At 62.0% G+C, this 16,376-nt stretch carries 12 protein-coding genes; 5 read left to right on the forward strand and 7 right to left on the reverse strand.

Translation table 11 applies throughout. The features are described from left to right. Positions 1-75 precede the first annotated feature (75 nt). From KIH45_RS16130 to KIH45_RS16140, 3 genes are all read right to left on the reverse strand, one after another. Complete coding sequence (locus KIH45_RS16130) at positions 76-1,659, reverse strand: Ppx/GppA family phosphatase (protein WP_337925500.1); 1,584 nt, start codon at positions 1,657-1,659, stop codon at positions 76-78. Further along, positions 1,656-3,818: an RNA degradosome polyphosphate kinase gene (locus KIH45_RS16135; protein WP_213177024.1), complete on the reverse strand. Its 2,163-nt coding sequence runs from the start codon at positions 3,816-3,818 to the stop codon at positions 1,656-1,658. The genes KIH45_RS16130 and KIH45_RS16135 overlap by 4 nt, the downstream gene beginning before the upstream one ends. Positions 3,819-4,175: 357 nt before the next feature. After that, positions 4,176-4,523 carry a hypothetical protein gene (locus KIH45_RS16140; protein ID WP_213177025.1) on the reverse strand — a complete coding sequence of 116 codons (348 nt, stop codon included), beginning with the start codon at positions 4,521-4,523 and terminating at the stop codon, positions 4,176-4,178. A gap of 292 nt (positions 4,524-4,815) precedes the next feature. Here KIH45_RS16140 and KIH45_RS16145 point away from each other — a divergent pair, with 292 nt between their 5' ends. The 3 genes from KIH45_RS16145 to KIH45_RS16155 all read left to right on the forward strand — a co-directional run bounded on the left by KIH45_RS16145 (position 4,816) and on the right by KIH45_RS16155 (position 9,794). Then, a complete protein-coding gene (locus KIH45_RS16145; RefSeq protein WP_213177026.1) occupies positions 4,816-6,408 on the forward strand; it encodes a hypothetical protein in 1,593 nt (530 codons plus the stop codon). 122 nt (positions 6,409-6,530) lie between these two features. Continuing rightward, on the forward strand, positions 6,531-9,266 hold the full coding sequence (locus tag KIH45_RS16150) for a TonB-dependent receptor domain-containing protein (protein ID WP_213177027.1): 2,736 nt from the start codon (positions 6,531-6,533) through the stop codon (positions 9,264-9,266). A 159-nt stretch (positions 9,267-9,425) separates the two neighbouring features. Next, entirely contained in the window at positions 9,426-9,794 is a 369-nt protein-coding gene (locus tag KIH45_RS16155; protein ID WP_213177028.1) for a PRC-barrel domain-containing protein, read from the forward strand. A gap of 4 nt (positions 9,795-9,798) precedes the next feature. On the opposite strand, the gene KIH45_RS16160 is transcribed toward KIH45_RS16155, so the two are convergent. The 3 genes from KIH45_RS16160 to KIH45_RS16170 all read right to left on the reverse strand — a co-directional run bounded on the left by KIH45_RS16160 (position 9,799) and on the right by KIH45_RS16170 (position 13,825). Next, the gene (locus KIH45_RS16160; RefSeq protein WP_337925501.1) at positions 9,799-10,482 is read right to left on the reverse strand and encodes a response regulator transcription factor; all 684 of its coding nucleotides are present in this window, start codon (positions 10,480-10,482) and stop codon (positions 9,799-9,801) included. A gap of 162 nt (positions 10,483-10,644) precedes the next feature. Further along, entirely contained in the window at positions 10,645-13,410 is a 2,766-nt protein-coding gene (gene secA / locus KIH45_RS16165) for a preprotein translocase subunit SecA (protein WP_213177029.1), read from the reverse strand. A gap of 139 nt (positions 13,411-13,549) precedes the next feature. Then, positions 13,550-13,825, reverse strand: coding sequence for a hypothetical protein (locus KIH45_RS16170; RefSeq protein ID WP_213177030.1), 276 nt, complete (start codon positions 13,823-13,825; stop codon positions 13,550-13,552). 130 nt (positions 13,826-13,955) lie between these two features. Here KIH45_RS16170 and argJ point away from each other — a divergent pair, with 130 nt between their 5' ends. Together argJ and KIH45_RS16180 are read left to right on the forward strand one after the other, a co-directional pair. Continuing rightward, positions 13,956-15,176: a bifunctional glutamate N-acetyltransferase/amino-acid acetyltransferase ArgJ gene (gene argJ, locus KIH45_RS16175; RefSeq protein ID WP_213177031.1), complete on the forward strand. Its 1,221-nt coding sequence runs from the start codon at positions 13,956-13,958 to the stop codon at positions 15,174-15,176. Beyond that, positions 15,173-15,973 (forward strand): inositol monophosphatase family protein, encoded by an 801-nt coding sequence (locus KIH45_RS16180; RefSeq protein WP_213177032.1) that lies wholly within the window; start codon positions 15,173-15,175, stop codon positions 15,971-15,973. The genes argJ and KIH45_RS16180 overlap by 4 nt, the downstream gene beginning before the upstream one ends. Before the next feature lie 11 nt (positions 15,974-15,984). Here the strand turns inward: KIH45_RS16180 and trxA are convergent, their stop codons facing one another. Then, positions 15,985-16,305, reverse strand: coding sequence for a thioredoxin (gene trxA / locus KIH45_RS16185; protein ID WP_213177033.1), 321 nt, complete (start codon positions 16,303-16,305; stop codon positions 15,985-15,987). Between the last annotated feature and the right edge of the window lie 71 nt (positions 16,306-16,376).

A 16,376-nucleotide genomic window follows, 5' to 3' on the forward strand; every position in this document is an offset into this window, starting at 1 on the left:
CTTGCTGCGAAACATGAAAAAGGCCCCGGAAGGTTCGATCTCCCGGGGCCTTTTTCGTGCGTGCGTGCCGACAGGCTATTTAGCGCTGGAGACTTCCCGGTAGCTCTGCCCGGAAATCACCGTCTCATCGCGAAAAGCCGCAAAATCAGCCTCATTGAGAATGCGCACTTCGTGATCGAGTTCGAGGCACTCGGCAAGGTTCTTGAGGTCTTTGCGTGCCTGGCTAACGGCCAGTGCGGCGTGGCTTTCGTTGAAGGCCAGCACGAGCGTCTTGTCGACGATCCGCAAGCGGGTTGCCTGAAGCGAGGCGCGCGATTGCAGACCCAATCTGCGGCAGAGCCGTATCGCAAGGCCCCAAACGCGTGCCTCTGCCAGCTTCTCGTCTGTGGCGAGTTCCGCCAGCATCGGTGGCCACTCGAACTCACCAGCATTAGCAAGCACGGTCATCGCCATCATCGCGCGGCCCGTGTCATCGATATCGAGCCAACGCTTGTAAAGCGCCCAGTCAACGGCTTGCTGCAACCTGAGGTTGGGTTCCACCTGTAGCGAGGCCAGCGCCAGCATCGTGGCGGCAAGCCGCAATCGTTCGCTTGAATTGCGCGTCGGTGCGATCGCATCGATGGTCCATGCCGCAATGCGTGTCGCCAAAGTTGGCGGCGTGCCATGCTGACCGGCGAAGAGCGAAATGCCGGCAAGCAGCGGATCGCGCCCCCGCTCTGCATCGGTCAGTCGCTGATAGAGCAGGCCTTCGCGCAGCCCCCATGCCGAAAAGATCAGGTTATCCGGCTTCAGCGTTTTCAGCAGGCAGACCAGCAGCGCCGCCGCATCGGGGAGGATTTGCGAACGCATCGTTGAGACACGCGGGATCGCCTTCAACTCTTCGGGTGCGGTCTTGGCCGTGCGTTTGGCCAGTTTCAGCGCCGTCCCGGCGTCGATCTGCAGGCCGTGCGGGTCCGACAAGGGATGCCCCTGCAATCGCATCGCAAGGATCGCCATCGTTCGCCAGGTACCGCCGACAAGGTACAGGTTGCCACCGACCTCGCCCTGCCAGCCGATCTTCTTGAGCGCCTTGCCCACACGCGACTGGAACTTGTCGTCACCGTTATCGCGAAGGGCCGCGAGCCGCAGCGTACCGAGCGGTGCGGTACCGCCCTCGCCCGGGCCGTCTGGCGAGATGGAGATCAATTCAAGGCTACCACCGCCAAGGTCGGCAACGACGCCGCTTGTCCCGGGAAAAGCGCCAAGAACGCCAAGCGCGCTCATCCGGGCTTCTTCTTCGCCGCTGATGACGCGAACGGCGAAGCCCATCTCTTCCAGCTTCGCGATGAATTGCGGGCCGTTCTTTGCCTCACGCACCGCTGCGGTGGCGACGGTTTCAACGTCATCGATCCGCAGATCTTTCAGGATGAGCGCGAAACGGCCCAAACCTTCCAGAGCGAGATCTACGGCCTCGTCAGCCATCCGCCCGGTTTCGGACAGTTCGCGGCCTAGGCGGGCCGTTACTTTCTCGTTCGCCAGGATCTGGGGTGCGCGAGGCGATCCGCCGTAAACGACCAGACGGACCGTATTCGAACCAATATCGATGATCGCGCGCTTGCTGTCGTCGGTCGTCCAGGAATTTTCGATCCGGCGACGGTAAGAGCTTTTCGATCCCTTCACGCAGTCGCGCCCCGGCGAAGAGCGAGCCGCGGAATCTGGTCATCGGCAATCGCCTGCCCGCGCCCTGACAGTGACGGATTGGTCATGAAGTATCGATGCAGATTAAAAGACCTCTCTTCGGTATCTGCACGGACATATTGTCCATCGTCCTGCAGCACCCAGCTGCGCTCGGTATCGAGAAGATTTGCTACCATTACCTGACCAAGAACCTGATCATGGACGGTTCGGTTCCTGATCGGGACCATGGCCTCGACGCGGCGGTCGAGATTGCGGCTCATCGCGTCGGCCGAAGTTATGAAAAGCCGGTTGCGCGGGCTGGGCATGCGATAGCCGTTCGCGAAAGCCCAGATGCGGCTGTGTTCGAGGAAACGGCCGATGATCGACTTGACCTCGATCGTTTCCGAAATGCCGGGAATTCCGGGCTTGAGGCAGCAGATCCCGCGCACGACAAGCCGGATCGGAACGCCTGCCATGCTCGCCTCATAAAGCTTGTCGATCACGCCCTTGTCGGTGAGTGAATTGACCTTGGCCCAGATGCCCGACGGCCTGCCGTTTTGCTGGTTGGCGATTTCCCGATCAATGTTCTCGTAAATCGTCTCACGCATATGGATCGGGCTCATCACCAAACCCTCCATGCGGCGCGGCTCGACATAGCCAGTGACGAAATTGAACAGGCGCGCGGCATCGCGGCATAGGCGCGGGTCAGCGGTAAAATAGGACAGATCGGTGTAGATACGCGCGGTAACCGGGTGATAGTTGCCGGTCCCGAAGTGGCAGTAAGTGCGATACCCGTCGCCCTCGCGCCGCACGACCATCGAGACCTTCGCGTGGGTCTTCCAGTCGACGAAGCCGTAGATGACCTGGACACCGGCGCGTTCGAGTTGGCTTGCCCAGAGGATGTTTTGTTCCTCGTCGAAACGGGCCTTCAGCTCGACGACCGCCGTGACCGATTTGCCCGCTTCTGCTGCGGCGATCAGCGCGTTGATGATCGAGGACTGCTTGCCCGCGCGGTACAGCGTCTGCTTGATCGCGACGACGTCGGGGTCCTTTGCGGCCTGCCTCACGAAATCGACCACCACCTCGAAACTTTCATAAGGGTGGTGAATGACGATGTCCTTCTCGCCGATCGCGGCGAAGCAGTCTCCGTCATGCTCCATTATGCGTTCGGGATAGCGCGGACTGTACGGCTCGAACTTCAGGTCGGGCCGGTCCTCGTCGACGATACTGGCAAGCCCTTCTACGCCAACGATGCCATCGGTTTTGATGACGATCGCGTTTTCAAGCCCAAGCTGTTCGCGCAAAAGCTGCTCGGCATCGTGGTCGAAGTCCGATTCCAGCTCGAGCATGATGACCTGCCCGCGGCGGCGGCGCTGGATCGCGCTGCGGAAGTAGCGGACGAGGTCTTCGGCCTCTTCCTCGATCTCGATGTCGGAATCGCGGATGACGCGGAAGGCGCCGTCGCCGTTCACACGGAAGCCGGGGAAGATGAGGTCGGCGTAACGGCAGATCAGCCGCTCGACCGGGATATAAGTCGCCTCGTCACCGGGTACGCGGATGAACCGCGGGACGGCTGCGGGCACGAGAATCATCTCGACCACGCCTTGCCCGTCCTGAAGCCGGGTCAGGTTGAACAGCAGCCCCATGCCCTGATTGGCGACGAATGGGAAAGGGTGCGCGGGGTCGATCGCCTGCGGCGTGAGGACCGGAAGGACGTGTTTTTCGAAATAATCCTTCAGCCAGGCGCGTGATGCAGCGCCTAGCCGACTTTCATCGCAGACGTGCAGGCCCGCATCGGACAGAAGCCCGCGCAGCTCGCGCCAGATCGACTGTTGCCTGGTTTCCAGTTCGCGGATCGCGCTGCGGATAGAGGCAAGCTGTTGTGACGGCGTGCGCCCGTCGATGCTCATCTTGGTGATGCCGCGCTGCATCTGGCCGGCAAGGCCCGCAACGCGGATCATCACGAACTCATCCAGATTGCTGCCCGAGATCGACAGGAACCGCAGACGTTCGAGCAGCGGGTAGGTTTCGCGCCTCGCCTCGGCGAGAACGCGGCGGTTGAACGAAAGCCAGCTCAACTCTCGATTGGTGTACAGCGCCTCTGCCGGCATGGAGGCCAGCGAAGCGGCATTATCCCGGGGAGGAGAAGTTCGGTCGTTCATCGGCCCTGTCTGCGGCATGGAAGCCTTCGGCTAGGTCTGCGGTATCGGCGGGTCGATGACGGCGGCAGGTTACAAACGTGTTACGCGCAATCCTGATGCCGGCCGACCCGACGTCACCCGGTTCCCTTTGCCATTCAACAAGTATCATGATCGCCATGCCGCGATCCCGCAAGTGCGAGATGGCACGCGGGCATCATCCAAAAGGCTATGTTGGCCCCTTTATATAGAGCAAAGGGGCCGAACTGGTCGCCCAGTCCGGCCCCGGAAACGAGGAACGGTTAGTGTCCATATGGGGCCGGTAACCGAAACCGTGGGGGTGGCTTCGGATGCCGGCCTCTATCGCTCTACCCGTTTCCTTTAGTCTGCCTTGGCCATCCGTGTGTCCATATACGGACGATCAAGCGACGCTAGAGCTTGCCTTGCCAGCACGCGGGAATCAACCCACTGACCATCGGCAGTTTCGAGTTCGTACCGTTCTGCGAAAGCGGCCTTTTCATAGGCAGCACGAGCATCAAGGACGCGGCCTTCTGCAGCGTAAGCAGCACCAAGATTGATCAGGCGCGCGGCATCGTCGGTGCCTTCAAGCTGTTCGATCGCAGCTTCGTGCTGGCCCTGCATCATGGCGTCATAGGCGACATCGACAGTATCGGCGGCGGCAGGTGCGCCGGCGGCAAGAAGCGTCGCGAGAACGAAAGTGGCAGCCATTTTCTACTCCCAAGAATGGTTATCTTGCCCCGAGGATGCGGTGAGATGCCACGACCTGCAATTAAAATGTCACATTGTCACTGAACTGTAACATTTGCAGACCCGCAGGATTCCGGGGTTTTTGACACGGCCCGGACACAAGCCGGTCATATTCGCAGCTGCGAAAAACTTTTGGTCTGCAATCGAACTGTCACACCCGGGCAAACAAACTGTCATTTGCGACGCCTAGGCGAGGCCCTGCGAAACGCATTCGCGCAAACTCGATTCTCGGTACTTGAGGGGACCGCTCGCCGTGACAAAACTTCACCGCAATCTCGTTATTGGCTGCAGCATGCTGGCACTTGCCGGCTGCGGTGGCGACGAAATCGTTTCGCCCGGCACGGGCGGCGACATCATCATCAACAATCCCACTCCGACGCCGACCAGCACGCCGACGCCGACCCCGACTTCGGGCTCGGTCACTCCGGCTGGCGGTTGCCCCACGATCAGCGCCACGGGTGGCCTGACCGACGACGGCACGATCACCGGTGACACCGGCACGTACCGCGTCTGCGTCCTGCCCGCGACGATCGACGCTGACACCAACCTGCCCTACATCTCGGGCCTTCTTTACGCGATGGACGGCCGCGTCGACGTCGGCACTGACGGCGGCGCAGTCGCTTCGTCGGCCGACACCGACGTCACGCTCAGCATCGAACCGGGCGTCGTCCTGTTCGCTGGCAACGCGACCACGCCGAACGGCGAGAGCTACCTTGTCGTCAACCGCGGCAACCAGATCAACGCAGTCGGCAGTGCCGACATGCCGATCATCTTCACCAGCCGTGACAACGTTCTCGGCATCGCGACCGAAGCTTCGATCGGTCAGTGGGGCGGCGTCGTCCTTCTGGGCCGTGCGCCGGTTTCGGATTGCCGCAGCGGCGTTTTCAACGACGGTTCGGGCACGTTCGACCAGACTTCCTGCGAACAGGAACTCGAAGGCGCGGCTCTGACCACGCTGTTCGGCGGCGATGATGCCGACGACAGCTCGGGCACGATGCAGTACTTCCAGATCCGCTACTCGGGCTTCACGCTTACGGGCGGTAGCGAGCTTCAGTCGCTGACCACTGGCGGTATCGGTGGCGGCACCACCATCGACCACTGGCAGAGCTTCAACAGCTCGGACGACGGCATGGAGTTCTTCGGTGGCACCGTGAACATGAAGTACGTCGTGGCCGTCGGCGCAGACGACGACTCGATCGACGTCGACACCGGCGCACAGGCCGACATGCAGTATGTCATCGTTGCCCAGCGTTCGGCCGGCGGCGACCACATCATCGAACTCGACTCGCCAGATGACGACTACGACTTCGACGCCCTGCCCCGCACCAACCTGCGCATCTCGAACGCCACCTTCATCGAGCGCAGCACGGCCAACTCGCGCGCGCTGCGTCTGCGCGGTGGTGCGGACTTCAGCCTCGTCAATTCGGTCATCGACACCGATACCGAAGCGTGCATGCGCATCGACGAAGATCCGACCATCAACGCCTCGGTTGGCGATGGTGCGCCCTTCTTCGCCGCCGTGGTTGCTGACTGCGACCAGAGCGATGCCTTCCAGGGCAGCTCGGGCGTGACGGCTCAGCAGGTCGCCGACCTGTTCAACAACAGCTCGCAGACCGACAGCAACTTCACGATCGAACTCGTGAGCGGCTTCATCAACTCGGACGCGATCAACAACTCGGGCTTCTACTACGACCCGACCCAGATCTCGTCGTTCTTCGATGACGCCGGCTACATCGGCGCGGTTCGTGACGCATCGGACGACTGGTACGCCGGCTGGACCTGCGACTCCGCAGTCCTGACCTTCGGCGACGGCACCGGCGCCTGCACCACGCTGCCGGTCTACTAAGACCCATGGGACTTCCGGGGAGGAAACCGGGGCCCATGCGGCACCGGCTTTCTCCCCTTCCCTGCATTTTACGGCCGGGCGACCGGCACCAGATTTTCGGACCATTGAGGGGGTTCCACACCATGTCCACCGGCCAGCGCCTTGCGGGGCTGCTCATGCTGACCACCGCGCTCTCGTTCCCGGTTTCCGGGTTCGCGCAAGCCATCGGCGTTCCGCCGGGCGACGACCCGAGCACCGAAGCCGCCGAACAGGAAATGCTCGATCAGGTGGACCCCGCTCAGGACGAGCTGGGTGAAGAGACCTACGACGAAGGTCCCGACGTCTCCATCCCGGGCGGCGCGATCATCGTAACCGGTCGCCGCAATCGCGATCCCGTCCGCGCCTCGACGCAGGTCGTCTCAGTCCTCTCGGCCGAAGACATCGCGCGCACCGGCGAAGGCGACATTGCAGGCGCGCTTAGCCGCGTGACCGGTTTGACCGTGGTCGGTTCGGGCCGTGTCTATGTCCGCGGCCTTGGCGACCGTTACTCGCTCGCCATGCTGAACGGCCTTCCCTTGCCCAGCCCGGAACCGCTCAGCCGCGTCGTTCCGCTCGACATTTTCCCGACGAACGTCATCGCATCCTCGCTGGTGCAGAAGACCTACTCGGCCAACTTCCCCGGCGAATTCGGCGGCGGCGTCATCAACCTGACGACCCGCGCCATTCCCGACGAATCCTTCGTCAAGATTTCCGCATCTGCCGGCGGCGACACCCGTACGCTGGGCCGCGACGGACTGACCTATTACGGTTCGGACTTCGACTGGGTCGGGTTCGACAACGGCAACCGCGACATCCCGTCAAACCTGCAGAACTTCATCGACAGCGGTGAGCGTCTGCAGAACGTGACGACCGATGTTCAGGAAGGCATTGCCTCGCAGCTTTGGCCGCTGAACCTTTCGACGGTCACGCGTGACGGCGATCTCCCGCCCAACTTCTCCGGCTCTGTCACCGCCGGCACTTCGCTGGACGTCGGCAGCGACGGTATTCTTGGCGTTGTCGCGACCGCTGGCATCAAGAACAGCTGGCGCAACCGCTCGATCCGTTCGCAGCGCGCCAATACCGATCTCTCGCAGCTTTCGGACGATTGGACCACGTTCGTCACCGACAACCGCGTTCTGGTGAATGCCCTTCTGGGCGTCGGTCTGGACATCGGCGATCACACGCTGCGCTGGACCAACCTCTACATCCGCGACACCCTGAAGCAGGCGTCGCTGGGCGTGGGTTACGCCTACGAGGACGAATACGACCTCATCGAGCAAAACACCGCCTGGTACGAACGCCAGCTGATCGACAGCCAGTTCGTGGGCGAGTTCGAGTTTGGCCGTTTCTCGCTCGACGTCCGTGGCGGTTACGCTCAGACGGACCGCGAGGCACCGTACAACCTCACGTTCAATTACGTGAAGACGAACCTCGATACGCCGACCGGTGATTATTACGTCGCCAACGTCACGAACCAGATCAACAACGTCGATCCGATCACCTCGGCATTCGACGACCTGACGGAAAAGCTCTGGTTCGGCGGCATCGATGCCAGCTACGAATTGCTCGACAACCTGACTGCGACGGTCGGCTATGCCTATTCGGACACGAGCCGCTATTCGACCCGCCGCGAATTCCAGCTACAGATGGCAACCGATCCCAACACCGTCGGTCTCGGTCTGACGCAGGAAGTGCTGAATGCAGTCGCGCTGCGCCGTCCCGGGGACCTTATCAACGGCGCCAGCCTTGCAGGTTTTGCCGTCGGCCTTGCGGAAACCACCAACTTCCCTGCATTCGACGCAGGTCTGGAAATTCACGCGGGCTACGGCAAGGTCAGCTTCCTGCCGGTCGACACCGTCACCATTGATCTGGGCGCGCGCTATGAAGATGCGACGCAGACGGTCGCTCTTGATCAGTCGGTCTTCAACACGCCAATCGTCGGCGCGAACGAGACTTATATCGCGAACGACTATCTCCTGCCCGCCGGCACGGTGACGTGGGAAGCGACCGATCAGCTCCAGTTCCGCGTGTCGGGTTCGAAGACCATCGCACGCCCGCAGTTCCGCGAGCTGGTCGAACAGACCTACTTCGATCCGGACAACAACCGCCAATATCGCGGCAACCCCTTCCTGTCGGACAGCGAACTGCTGAACCTGGAAGCGCGCGCCGAATACTACATCGCGGGTCAGGACCACATCAGCCTCGCCGGCTTCTACAAGAAGATCGACAACCCGATCGAGGCCATCGTGCTCTCGCTTCCGGGCGGCGGACGCTACACGACTTTTGCCAACGTTCCGCAGGCCGAACTTTACGGTGCCGAACTCGAAGTCCAGTACAGCGTCGACCTGTTCGACATGGGCGGCTGGTTCATGAACAAGCAGATCGTCGGAATCGCGAACTACACCTACACCAAGTCGGAACTCAGCTACTCGGACGGTGACACCACGACGATCCCGGGCAGCGAGACGCTGGTGTCGAACTTCGTCGATCCGGGCGATCCGATGACGGGTCAGTCCGACCACATCGCGAACCTGCAGCTCGGCCTTGAGGATACCGAGGAACTGTCGCAGTTCACGTTCCTGCTGAGCTATGCCAGCAAGCGCGTGACCCGCCGCGACTTCCAGCGCCCCGACATCATCGAGAACCCCGGCCTGACCGTTGACTTCGTCGCCCGCCAGGGTGCCGACTTCCTCGGCGTTCCGGTCGAGCTTGAATTCGAGGCACGCAACATTTTCGGGCGCGACAACTTCGAATACCAGGCGAACGACCAGTACCGGATCGAGAACAATACTTACGCGGTCGGCACCAGCTTCTCGCTGGGCGTTTCGATGGAATTCTGACGATCCACCCTGCCCCTTTGCAGGATATGACTGAACCCGGGCTCTCCGTTACCCTGCGGGAGCCCGGGTCTTTTTATGCCCACTCCTCATGGGCTTGGCCTAATTGGCGCAAAGCCGCGAAAAGGCGTATGATACCGTCCTTTGAGAGAGGAATGGCACATGGCAAGCGATCACAAGCTGATCCTGGCCAGCCGGGTTGAGCATACGCCCGTCTTCAACGAAGACGGCTGGCTGGTCGGGCATATCAAGGACCTGTCGATCGATCGGGAAACCGGACAGGTCGAACATGCAATCATGTCGTTCGGAGGCTTTCTGGGCGTGGGAAACCGCCTCCACCCGCTACCCTGGTCGATCCTGCGCTACGATGCGGGCCAGAAGGGCTTCATCGTACCGCTCAGCAGGCAGGAGCTGGAGGATGCACCGCATTACGACGCGAACGAACTGGAAGAGTTCGGAGGCGCGACGCCGGACGTAAAGCTGGCAAAGGTCTTCGACTACTACGGCCAGTTCGCCGCCCCGCCGATCTGACCGATCAGGCGCCCGAGGGGCTGTCCAGCACGTAACCCATGGCGCGCACGGTGCGCAGCAGTTCCCCTGCGCCCACGTTCTTGAGCGCGCGGCGCAGGCGGCCGATCCACACGTCGACAGTACGCTCGTCGATCGGCGGGTCGAGCTTGCCCAGCCCCTCGATCAGTTCGAGGCGCGTCAGCACGCGGTCTGGGTTCTCGACGAAGAAGCGCAGGAGGCGAAACTCGTTCGGACGCAAGGCAATCGCCTTGTCCTTCCAACGCGCCTGAAGCGCCATCAGGTCGATGACGAGTTCGCCGAGCCTGATCTGCTGCGTCACATGGCGCGGTCGTCCGCGATCCTGCAGGGCGAACACGCGGTCGAGCACTACCGTGCGGTCGAGCGGTCCGACGAGGTAATCGTCAGCCCCTGCACGAAGGGCACGGCGCCGGTCCTCGGCATCGTCCTCCTCAAGCACCATCGTAATGTGAGAATTCTCGGTACGCGGATCGGCCCGAAGGCGCCGGCACAGTTCCAGCCCCGAACACTCGTCCATGACCCAGTCCACGAATGCCCACATCTGCCCGTCGACCAGACGGCGCGGGCCGTTGCAGTCGAGCCGGTCGAACGTGAAGCGCATGCCGTCGTGGTCGAACGGCTCGATTATCTCGCCGATCGGATCGCTCAGGAAGATGTTGACGACGTCCACGCAAGGCCCTTCGGAAACTGTCAATTCCAAGGGCAAATGCCGCGCTTCTATGACGCAATCGTGACTATGGCCCGATCCGTGTCACGCAAGGTCGATTTTCATGAAAAAAGCCGGATCGGTGGCGTTCCGACCCGGCTTTTTTGTTTGGTTTCGTATGGCCTGTCAGGCGACTGCGCCGTGGCAGTGCTTGTACTTGTTGCCCGATCCGCAGGGGCACGGTGCATTGCGCGAAATGTCCATGTCCTTCCACGGGTTCTCGCTCTCCGCACCACCGGGGCCAGCCTGCGCGAATGTGGAGCCAGCGAGCGCACCGAACAGCGCCTCACGCTGAGCCGATCCGTCCCCGTCGTTCGTGTTGTCACGGCCGGTAAGCGGGTCGATATGGCCCGTCATCAGGTCGGGATTGGTCAGGAAGTCCGGCAGTTCGGGCAGCGGCGCAGGTTCAGGCTCTGCCATGCGCAACTGGCTCGTCAGCAGGATCTTGGTCACGTCCTCGCGGATCTGTTCCAGCATACGCTCGAACAGGCCGAAGGCTTCCTGCTTGTATTCGTTGATCGGCGTCTTCTGTGCATAGGCACGCAGGAAGACCACCTGGCGCAGCGCGTCGAGCGTGGCGAGGTGTTCCTTCCAGTGGAAGTCGAGCCGGTCGAGCAGGACCGACTTTTCAACCTGACGCCAGATCGAAGGATCGGTGTCGGCAAGCTTTGCGTCCATCTTGGCATCGGCAATCGCGGCGAGGCGCTGCTCGATGTCTTCAGGCTCGATGCCGTCCTCTTCCATCCACGCGTCGATGGGCGCAGGTTCGCCGAAGATCTCCTCGATCTTGGCCTTCAGCCCCTCGACGTCCCACTGCTCGGGGTAGGAGCCCGGAGGGCACGCCGTTCCGACCAGCGCATTGACCGTGTCGTTGCGCATGTCGACGACGACATCGTCGACCGTTTCGGAATCCATGATGTCTTCGCGCTGTTCGTAGATGACCTTGCGCTGGTCGTTCATCACGTTGTCGTATTCGACGACCTGCTTGCGGATGTCGTAGTTGCGCGCCTCGACCTTCTTCTGCGCGGTCTCGATCGCCTTCGACAGCCACTTGGACCCGATCGCCTCACCATCCTCGAGGTTCGAATTCATCATCTTGGCGAACAGCGTGTCGGGGCCAAAGATGCGCAGCAGGTCGTCCTCGAGGCAGAGATAGAAGCGCGACAGGCCCGGATCACCCTGACGGCCCGCACGGCCGCGAAGCTGGTTGTCGATGCGGCGGCTTTCATGGCGCTCGGTGCCCAGCACGAAGAGACCGCCCGCATCCAGCACTCGCTGGCGTTCGGCTCCGACTTCTTCCTTGATCTTCGCCACGGCGGCATCGCGCTCGGGACCTTCGGGCATTTCGGACAGTTCATCCTCGACCCGGAACTCGACGTTACCGCCCAGCTGGATGTCGGTACCGCGACCCGCCATGTTGGTGGCAATGGTCACCGCACCGATGCGGCCGGCCTGCGCGACGATATGGGCTTCCATCTCGTGCATTCGGGCGTTGAGGACGTTGTGCTTGACGCCTTCCTCTTCGAGGAACTTCGAAAGCAGTTCCGACTTCTCGATCGAGACAGTACCGACGAGGACCGGCTGCCCCTTCTCGTTATGATCGCGAATCGACTTTGCGATCGCGCGGAACTTATCGTGCGTATTCTTGAAGAACTGGTCTTCCTCATCGACACGCTGAATCGGCAGGTTGGTCGGGATTTCGACGACATTCAGCTTGTAGATGTCGAAGAATTCCGCCGCCTCGGTCGCGGCCGTACCGGTCATGCCCGAAAGCTTGGGGTACATGCGGAAGTAGTTCTGGAACGTGATCGAGGCCATCGTCTGGTTCTCGGGCTCGATCTTCACGCCTTCCTTGGCCTCGACGGCCTGGTGCAGACCGTTCGACCAGCGGCGGCCGTCCATCATGCGACCCGTGAACTCATCGATGATGACGACCTTGTCGTCCTTCACGATGTAGTCGGTATCCCGCTTGAACATGTGCACGGCCTTCAGGGCCTGGTCGATGTGGTGGACGACCTGCGTGTTCTCGTAGTCATAGAGGTTCTCGGTCTCGAGATGGCCTTCTTCGAAGAGGATCTTCTCGACCTTTTCGGTACCGTCCTCGGTCAGCGTGATGTTCTTGGTCTTCTCATCCTTCTCGAAGTCCTCTTCATCAAGCCGCTTCACGACTTTGTCGATCGCGACGTAAAGCTCGGACTTGTCCTCGGTCGGGCCGGAAATGATCAGCGGGGTACGCGCCTCGTCGATCAGGATCGAGTCGACTTCGTCGACGATGGCGTAGTTGAACGGCCGGTGGACCTGCTGGTCACGCGACTGCTTCATGTTGTCGCGAAGATAGTCGAAGCCAAGCTCGTTGTTGGTCGAATAGGTGATGTCGCAGGCGTAGGACGCGCGGCGGTCCTGTTCGTGCATGTTGGGCACGATGACGCCGACGGTTAGGCCCAGCCAACGATAGAGCTGCCCCATCCACTCTGCGTCGCGGCGGGCGAGGTAGTCGTTGACGGTGACGACGTGGACGCCCTTGCCCGACAGGCCATTGAGGTACGTCGCCAGCGTCGCCACCAGCGTCTTGCCCTCACCCGTACGCATTTCGGCAATCTCGCCGCGGTGAAGCGCGATACCGCCGATCATCTGCACGTCGAAGTGGCGCATGCCGAACACGCGTTTTGAAGCCTCGCGCACGACGGCGAACGCCTCAGGCAGCATGCTGTCCAACGTTTCACCGGCATCGAGCCGTTCACGGAACAGGACGGTCTGGTTCTGGAGTTCCTCGTCGCTCATCGCCTCATACGTAGGCTCAAGCGCGTTGATCTGGGCGACGGTCTTGCCCATCGACTTGACGTAGCGGTCGTTGGAGGAACCGAAGAGGTTTTTGGCAATCGATCCGAACATGGCTCGGGTTTTCCTTGGATCTTGGCCGGCGACGGACGCGGGCCGTGCAATGTGCTGGGATAGGCGCGCAGCGATGTGTCGCGCCGGGAAAAGGCATGGGAAAGCGCGCAGGGACGAACGCCTGCCGCTTTGGAAAATGCTATTCGAGCGGCCGGTCGGCCAGCATGATCACCGGCACCAGAACCGTACGCGGACGGCTGGTCGCAGGGGCACCAAGGTCGCGGTTGCGCCTTGCCCTGCTCGTGCTCGGGTCGGTTTCCTCCGCATCCCGGCGGATGGCCTCGATCCCCGTATTGGGGCGGTCGACCCGCGAAATTTCGGCGCGCCCCGCCTCGAAATGCAGGCGTGCGTGCGCGGGCGAGACCAGCGCGGCAAGCCCCAGCATCAGGGCGATATAGGCAAGAAACCGTTTCATGCGGGCTGCAAGATAAGGTCGGCGCACCCCAAAATCCACCCGCAATGCCGTAAAATCCGCAAGACATGCACGGGCCTGCGTGCGATGCCTGCTTGTCGCAGCGAAAGCCCGGCGCTAACCCGCGCGGGATATGGACACCTCGCCGCTCGCCCGCCCCTTCCCCGCCATGCCGCCAATCGAGGGGGCCGTGCCGCGCGTCGCCCGCGCCCGGTACAAGACATGGGACCGCTGCGACCTGACTTATGTCGAACTGGCCGAGGGGACGAGCGTCGCGGGCGTTTTCACCAAGAACGTCTGCTGTTCGAGCGAGGTCGAGCTAGGCCGTGAGCAGGTAAAGCTTGGCCGCGCCCGTGCGCTGGTCGTCAACGCGGGCAATTCGAACGCCTTTACCGGCTATCGCGGGCGCGAGGCGGTGGAGCAGATCATGGCGCAAGTCGCGGCCCATCTCGGCTGTGAGCCCAGCGATGTCTTCGTGTCATCCACCGGCGTGATCGGCGTGCCCCTGCCCAAGGACAAGGCGCAGGAAGGCGTCGCCAATGCGATTAGCGCCGCCCCTTGCGCATGGGAAGCGGTAGCCGAGACCATCGGCACGACCGACACTTTCGCCAAGGGCGCAACCGCCAGCGCCATGATCGGCGAAACCCGCATCGAGATCAGCGCCGTCATCAAGGGCAGCGGCATGATCGCACCCGACATGGCGACGATGCTCGGCTACCTCTTCACAGATGCGAAAGTCTCTCCGGCATTCCTCCAGCAGTGCCTGTCCGCCGCGAACGAGGCGACTTTCTCGTGCATCACGGTCGACAGCGACACCTCGACCAGCGACACCGTCTTGGCCTTCGCCACCGGCAAGGCGGGTAACGAGGAATTGACCGGCCCCGAAAGCCCCGGCGCGGATGCTTTCGCCGCCGCAGTCCATGATGTTTGCCGCCAGCTCTCACACCTTGTCGTGCGCGACGGCGAAGGTGCGCAGAAGTTCATCGAGATCGCCGTCTCCGGCGCGGTATCTGACGAAAGCGCGCGCCGCGTCGGCCTTGCCATTGCGAACTCGCCTCTGGTGAAGACCGCCATCGCGGGAGAGGACGCCAACTGGGGCCGCGTCGTCATGGCGGTCGGCAAGGCTGGCGAACCGGCGGATCGCGACAAGCTGTCGATCGGCTTTGGCGGGGTATGGGCGGCGAGGAACGGCCTGCCGCTGGCCGATTATGACGAAGCTCCGGTGGCAGAGCATCTCAAGGGGCAGGACATCCGCATGGATGTGGATCTGGGCCTTGGCGACGGCACCGCCACCGTCTGGACCTGCGACCTCACGCACGGATACATCTCGATTAATGCGGACTACCGGACATGACCGACGGACTAACCAAACAGGTTTACGCCCTGATGCGCGAAGTCGCCGAAAGCGTCGTCATGCCGCGCTATCAGGCCCTTGCCAGCCACGAAATCATCGAAAAGAAACCCGGCGATCTTGTCACGATCGCCGACCGCGAGAGCGAGGAACGACTATCCGAGGGCCTCGCCCGCATCATGCCCGAAGCAGCCATCGTTGGTGAGGAGGCATGCCATGCCGACCCCACGCTGATCGAGCGGCTTGGCGATAGCCTGTGCTGGATCATCGACCCGATTGACGGCACGAAAAACTTCGCGGCTGGCAAGCCGCCCTTCGGCCTGATGATCGCACTGGCTGAAAATGGTGAAACCGAGGCTGGCTGGATCTACGACCCGATTGAACAACGCCTGTGTCATGCGACACTGGGTGAAGGGGCATATATCGACGGTCAGCGAGTTATGGCCCGCACAACCGGCGAGGATCCGCCGATCGCGGCGATCTCACTTCTCTTCATGGACGATCTTCAGCGCGAGCATATGAAGCAGTCGATCGCGCCATATTATCAGCTGGCGGACATACCGTACTGCGCTGCGGATCAGTACCCGCGGCTGGCTCTGGGCGTAAACGACCTGTCGATTTTCGAAAGGACCCTTGCCTGGGACCATGCACCGGGGGCGCTATGGTTGAACGAGGCGGGGGGCAAGGTCGCCCGTCCCGACGGTTCGGCCTATCGGACCGACGAATGGGACCGCAAGGGCATGATCGGCGCGGCCAGCCCGGCCCTGTGGGACGAGCTGGCCGCCCGCCTGAACGCTTAGAGCCTAAAAACTCAGAGCTCGCCTTCGAGCCAGGCCTTGAGCGCGCCCTTGGGGGCAGCACCCAGCTTGTTCGCCACCGGCTCGCCGTTCTTGAACAGGACCATCAGCGGGATCGACTGCACGCCCATCTTGGCGGCGATGTCGGTGTTTTCCATGATGTCGACCTTGGCGATCGTGACCTTGTCGGCCAGTTCTTCGCTTATCTCTTCCAGCGCGGGCGCGATCATCTTGCACGGACCGCACCAGTCCGCCCAGAAGTCGACGAGCACGGGCTTGTCGGAATCCAGAACGTCGCTCTGGAAGCTGGCGTCGGTAACGGCTTTGGTCGGCATGGGGTAGTTCTCCGTAAAATGTCTTGGCTCCAAGATAGGAGCCGTGCAGCCAAGCGCAATCCGCGAATGGC

Source organism: Croceicoccus gelatinilyticus (assembly GCF_018398395.1).
Lineage (GTDB): Bacteria > Pseudomonadota > Alphaproteobacteria > Sphingomonadales > Sphingomonadaceae > Croceicoccus > Croceicoccus gelatinilyticus.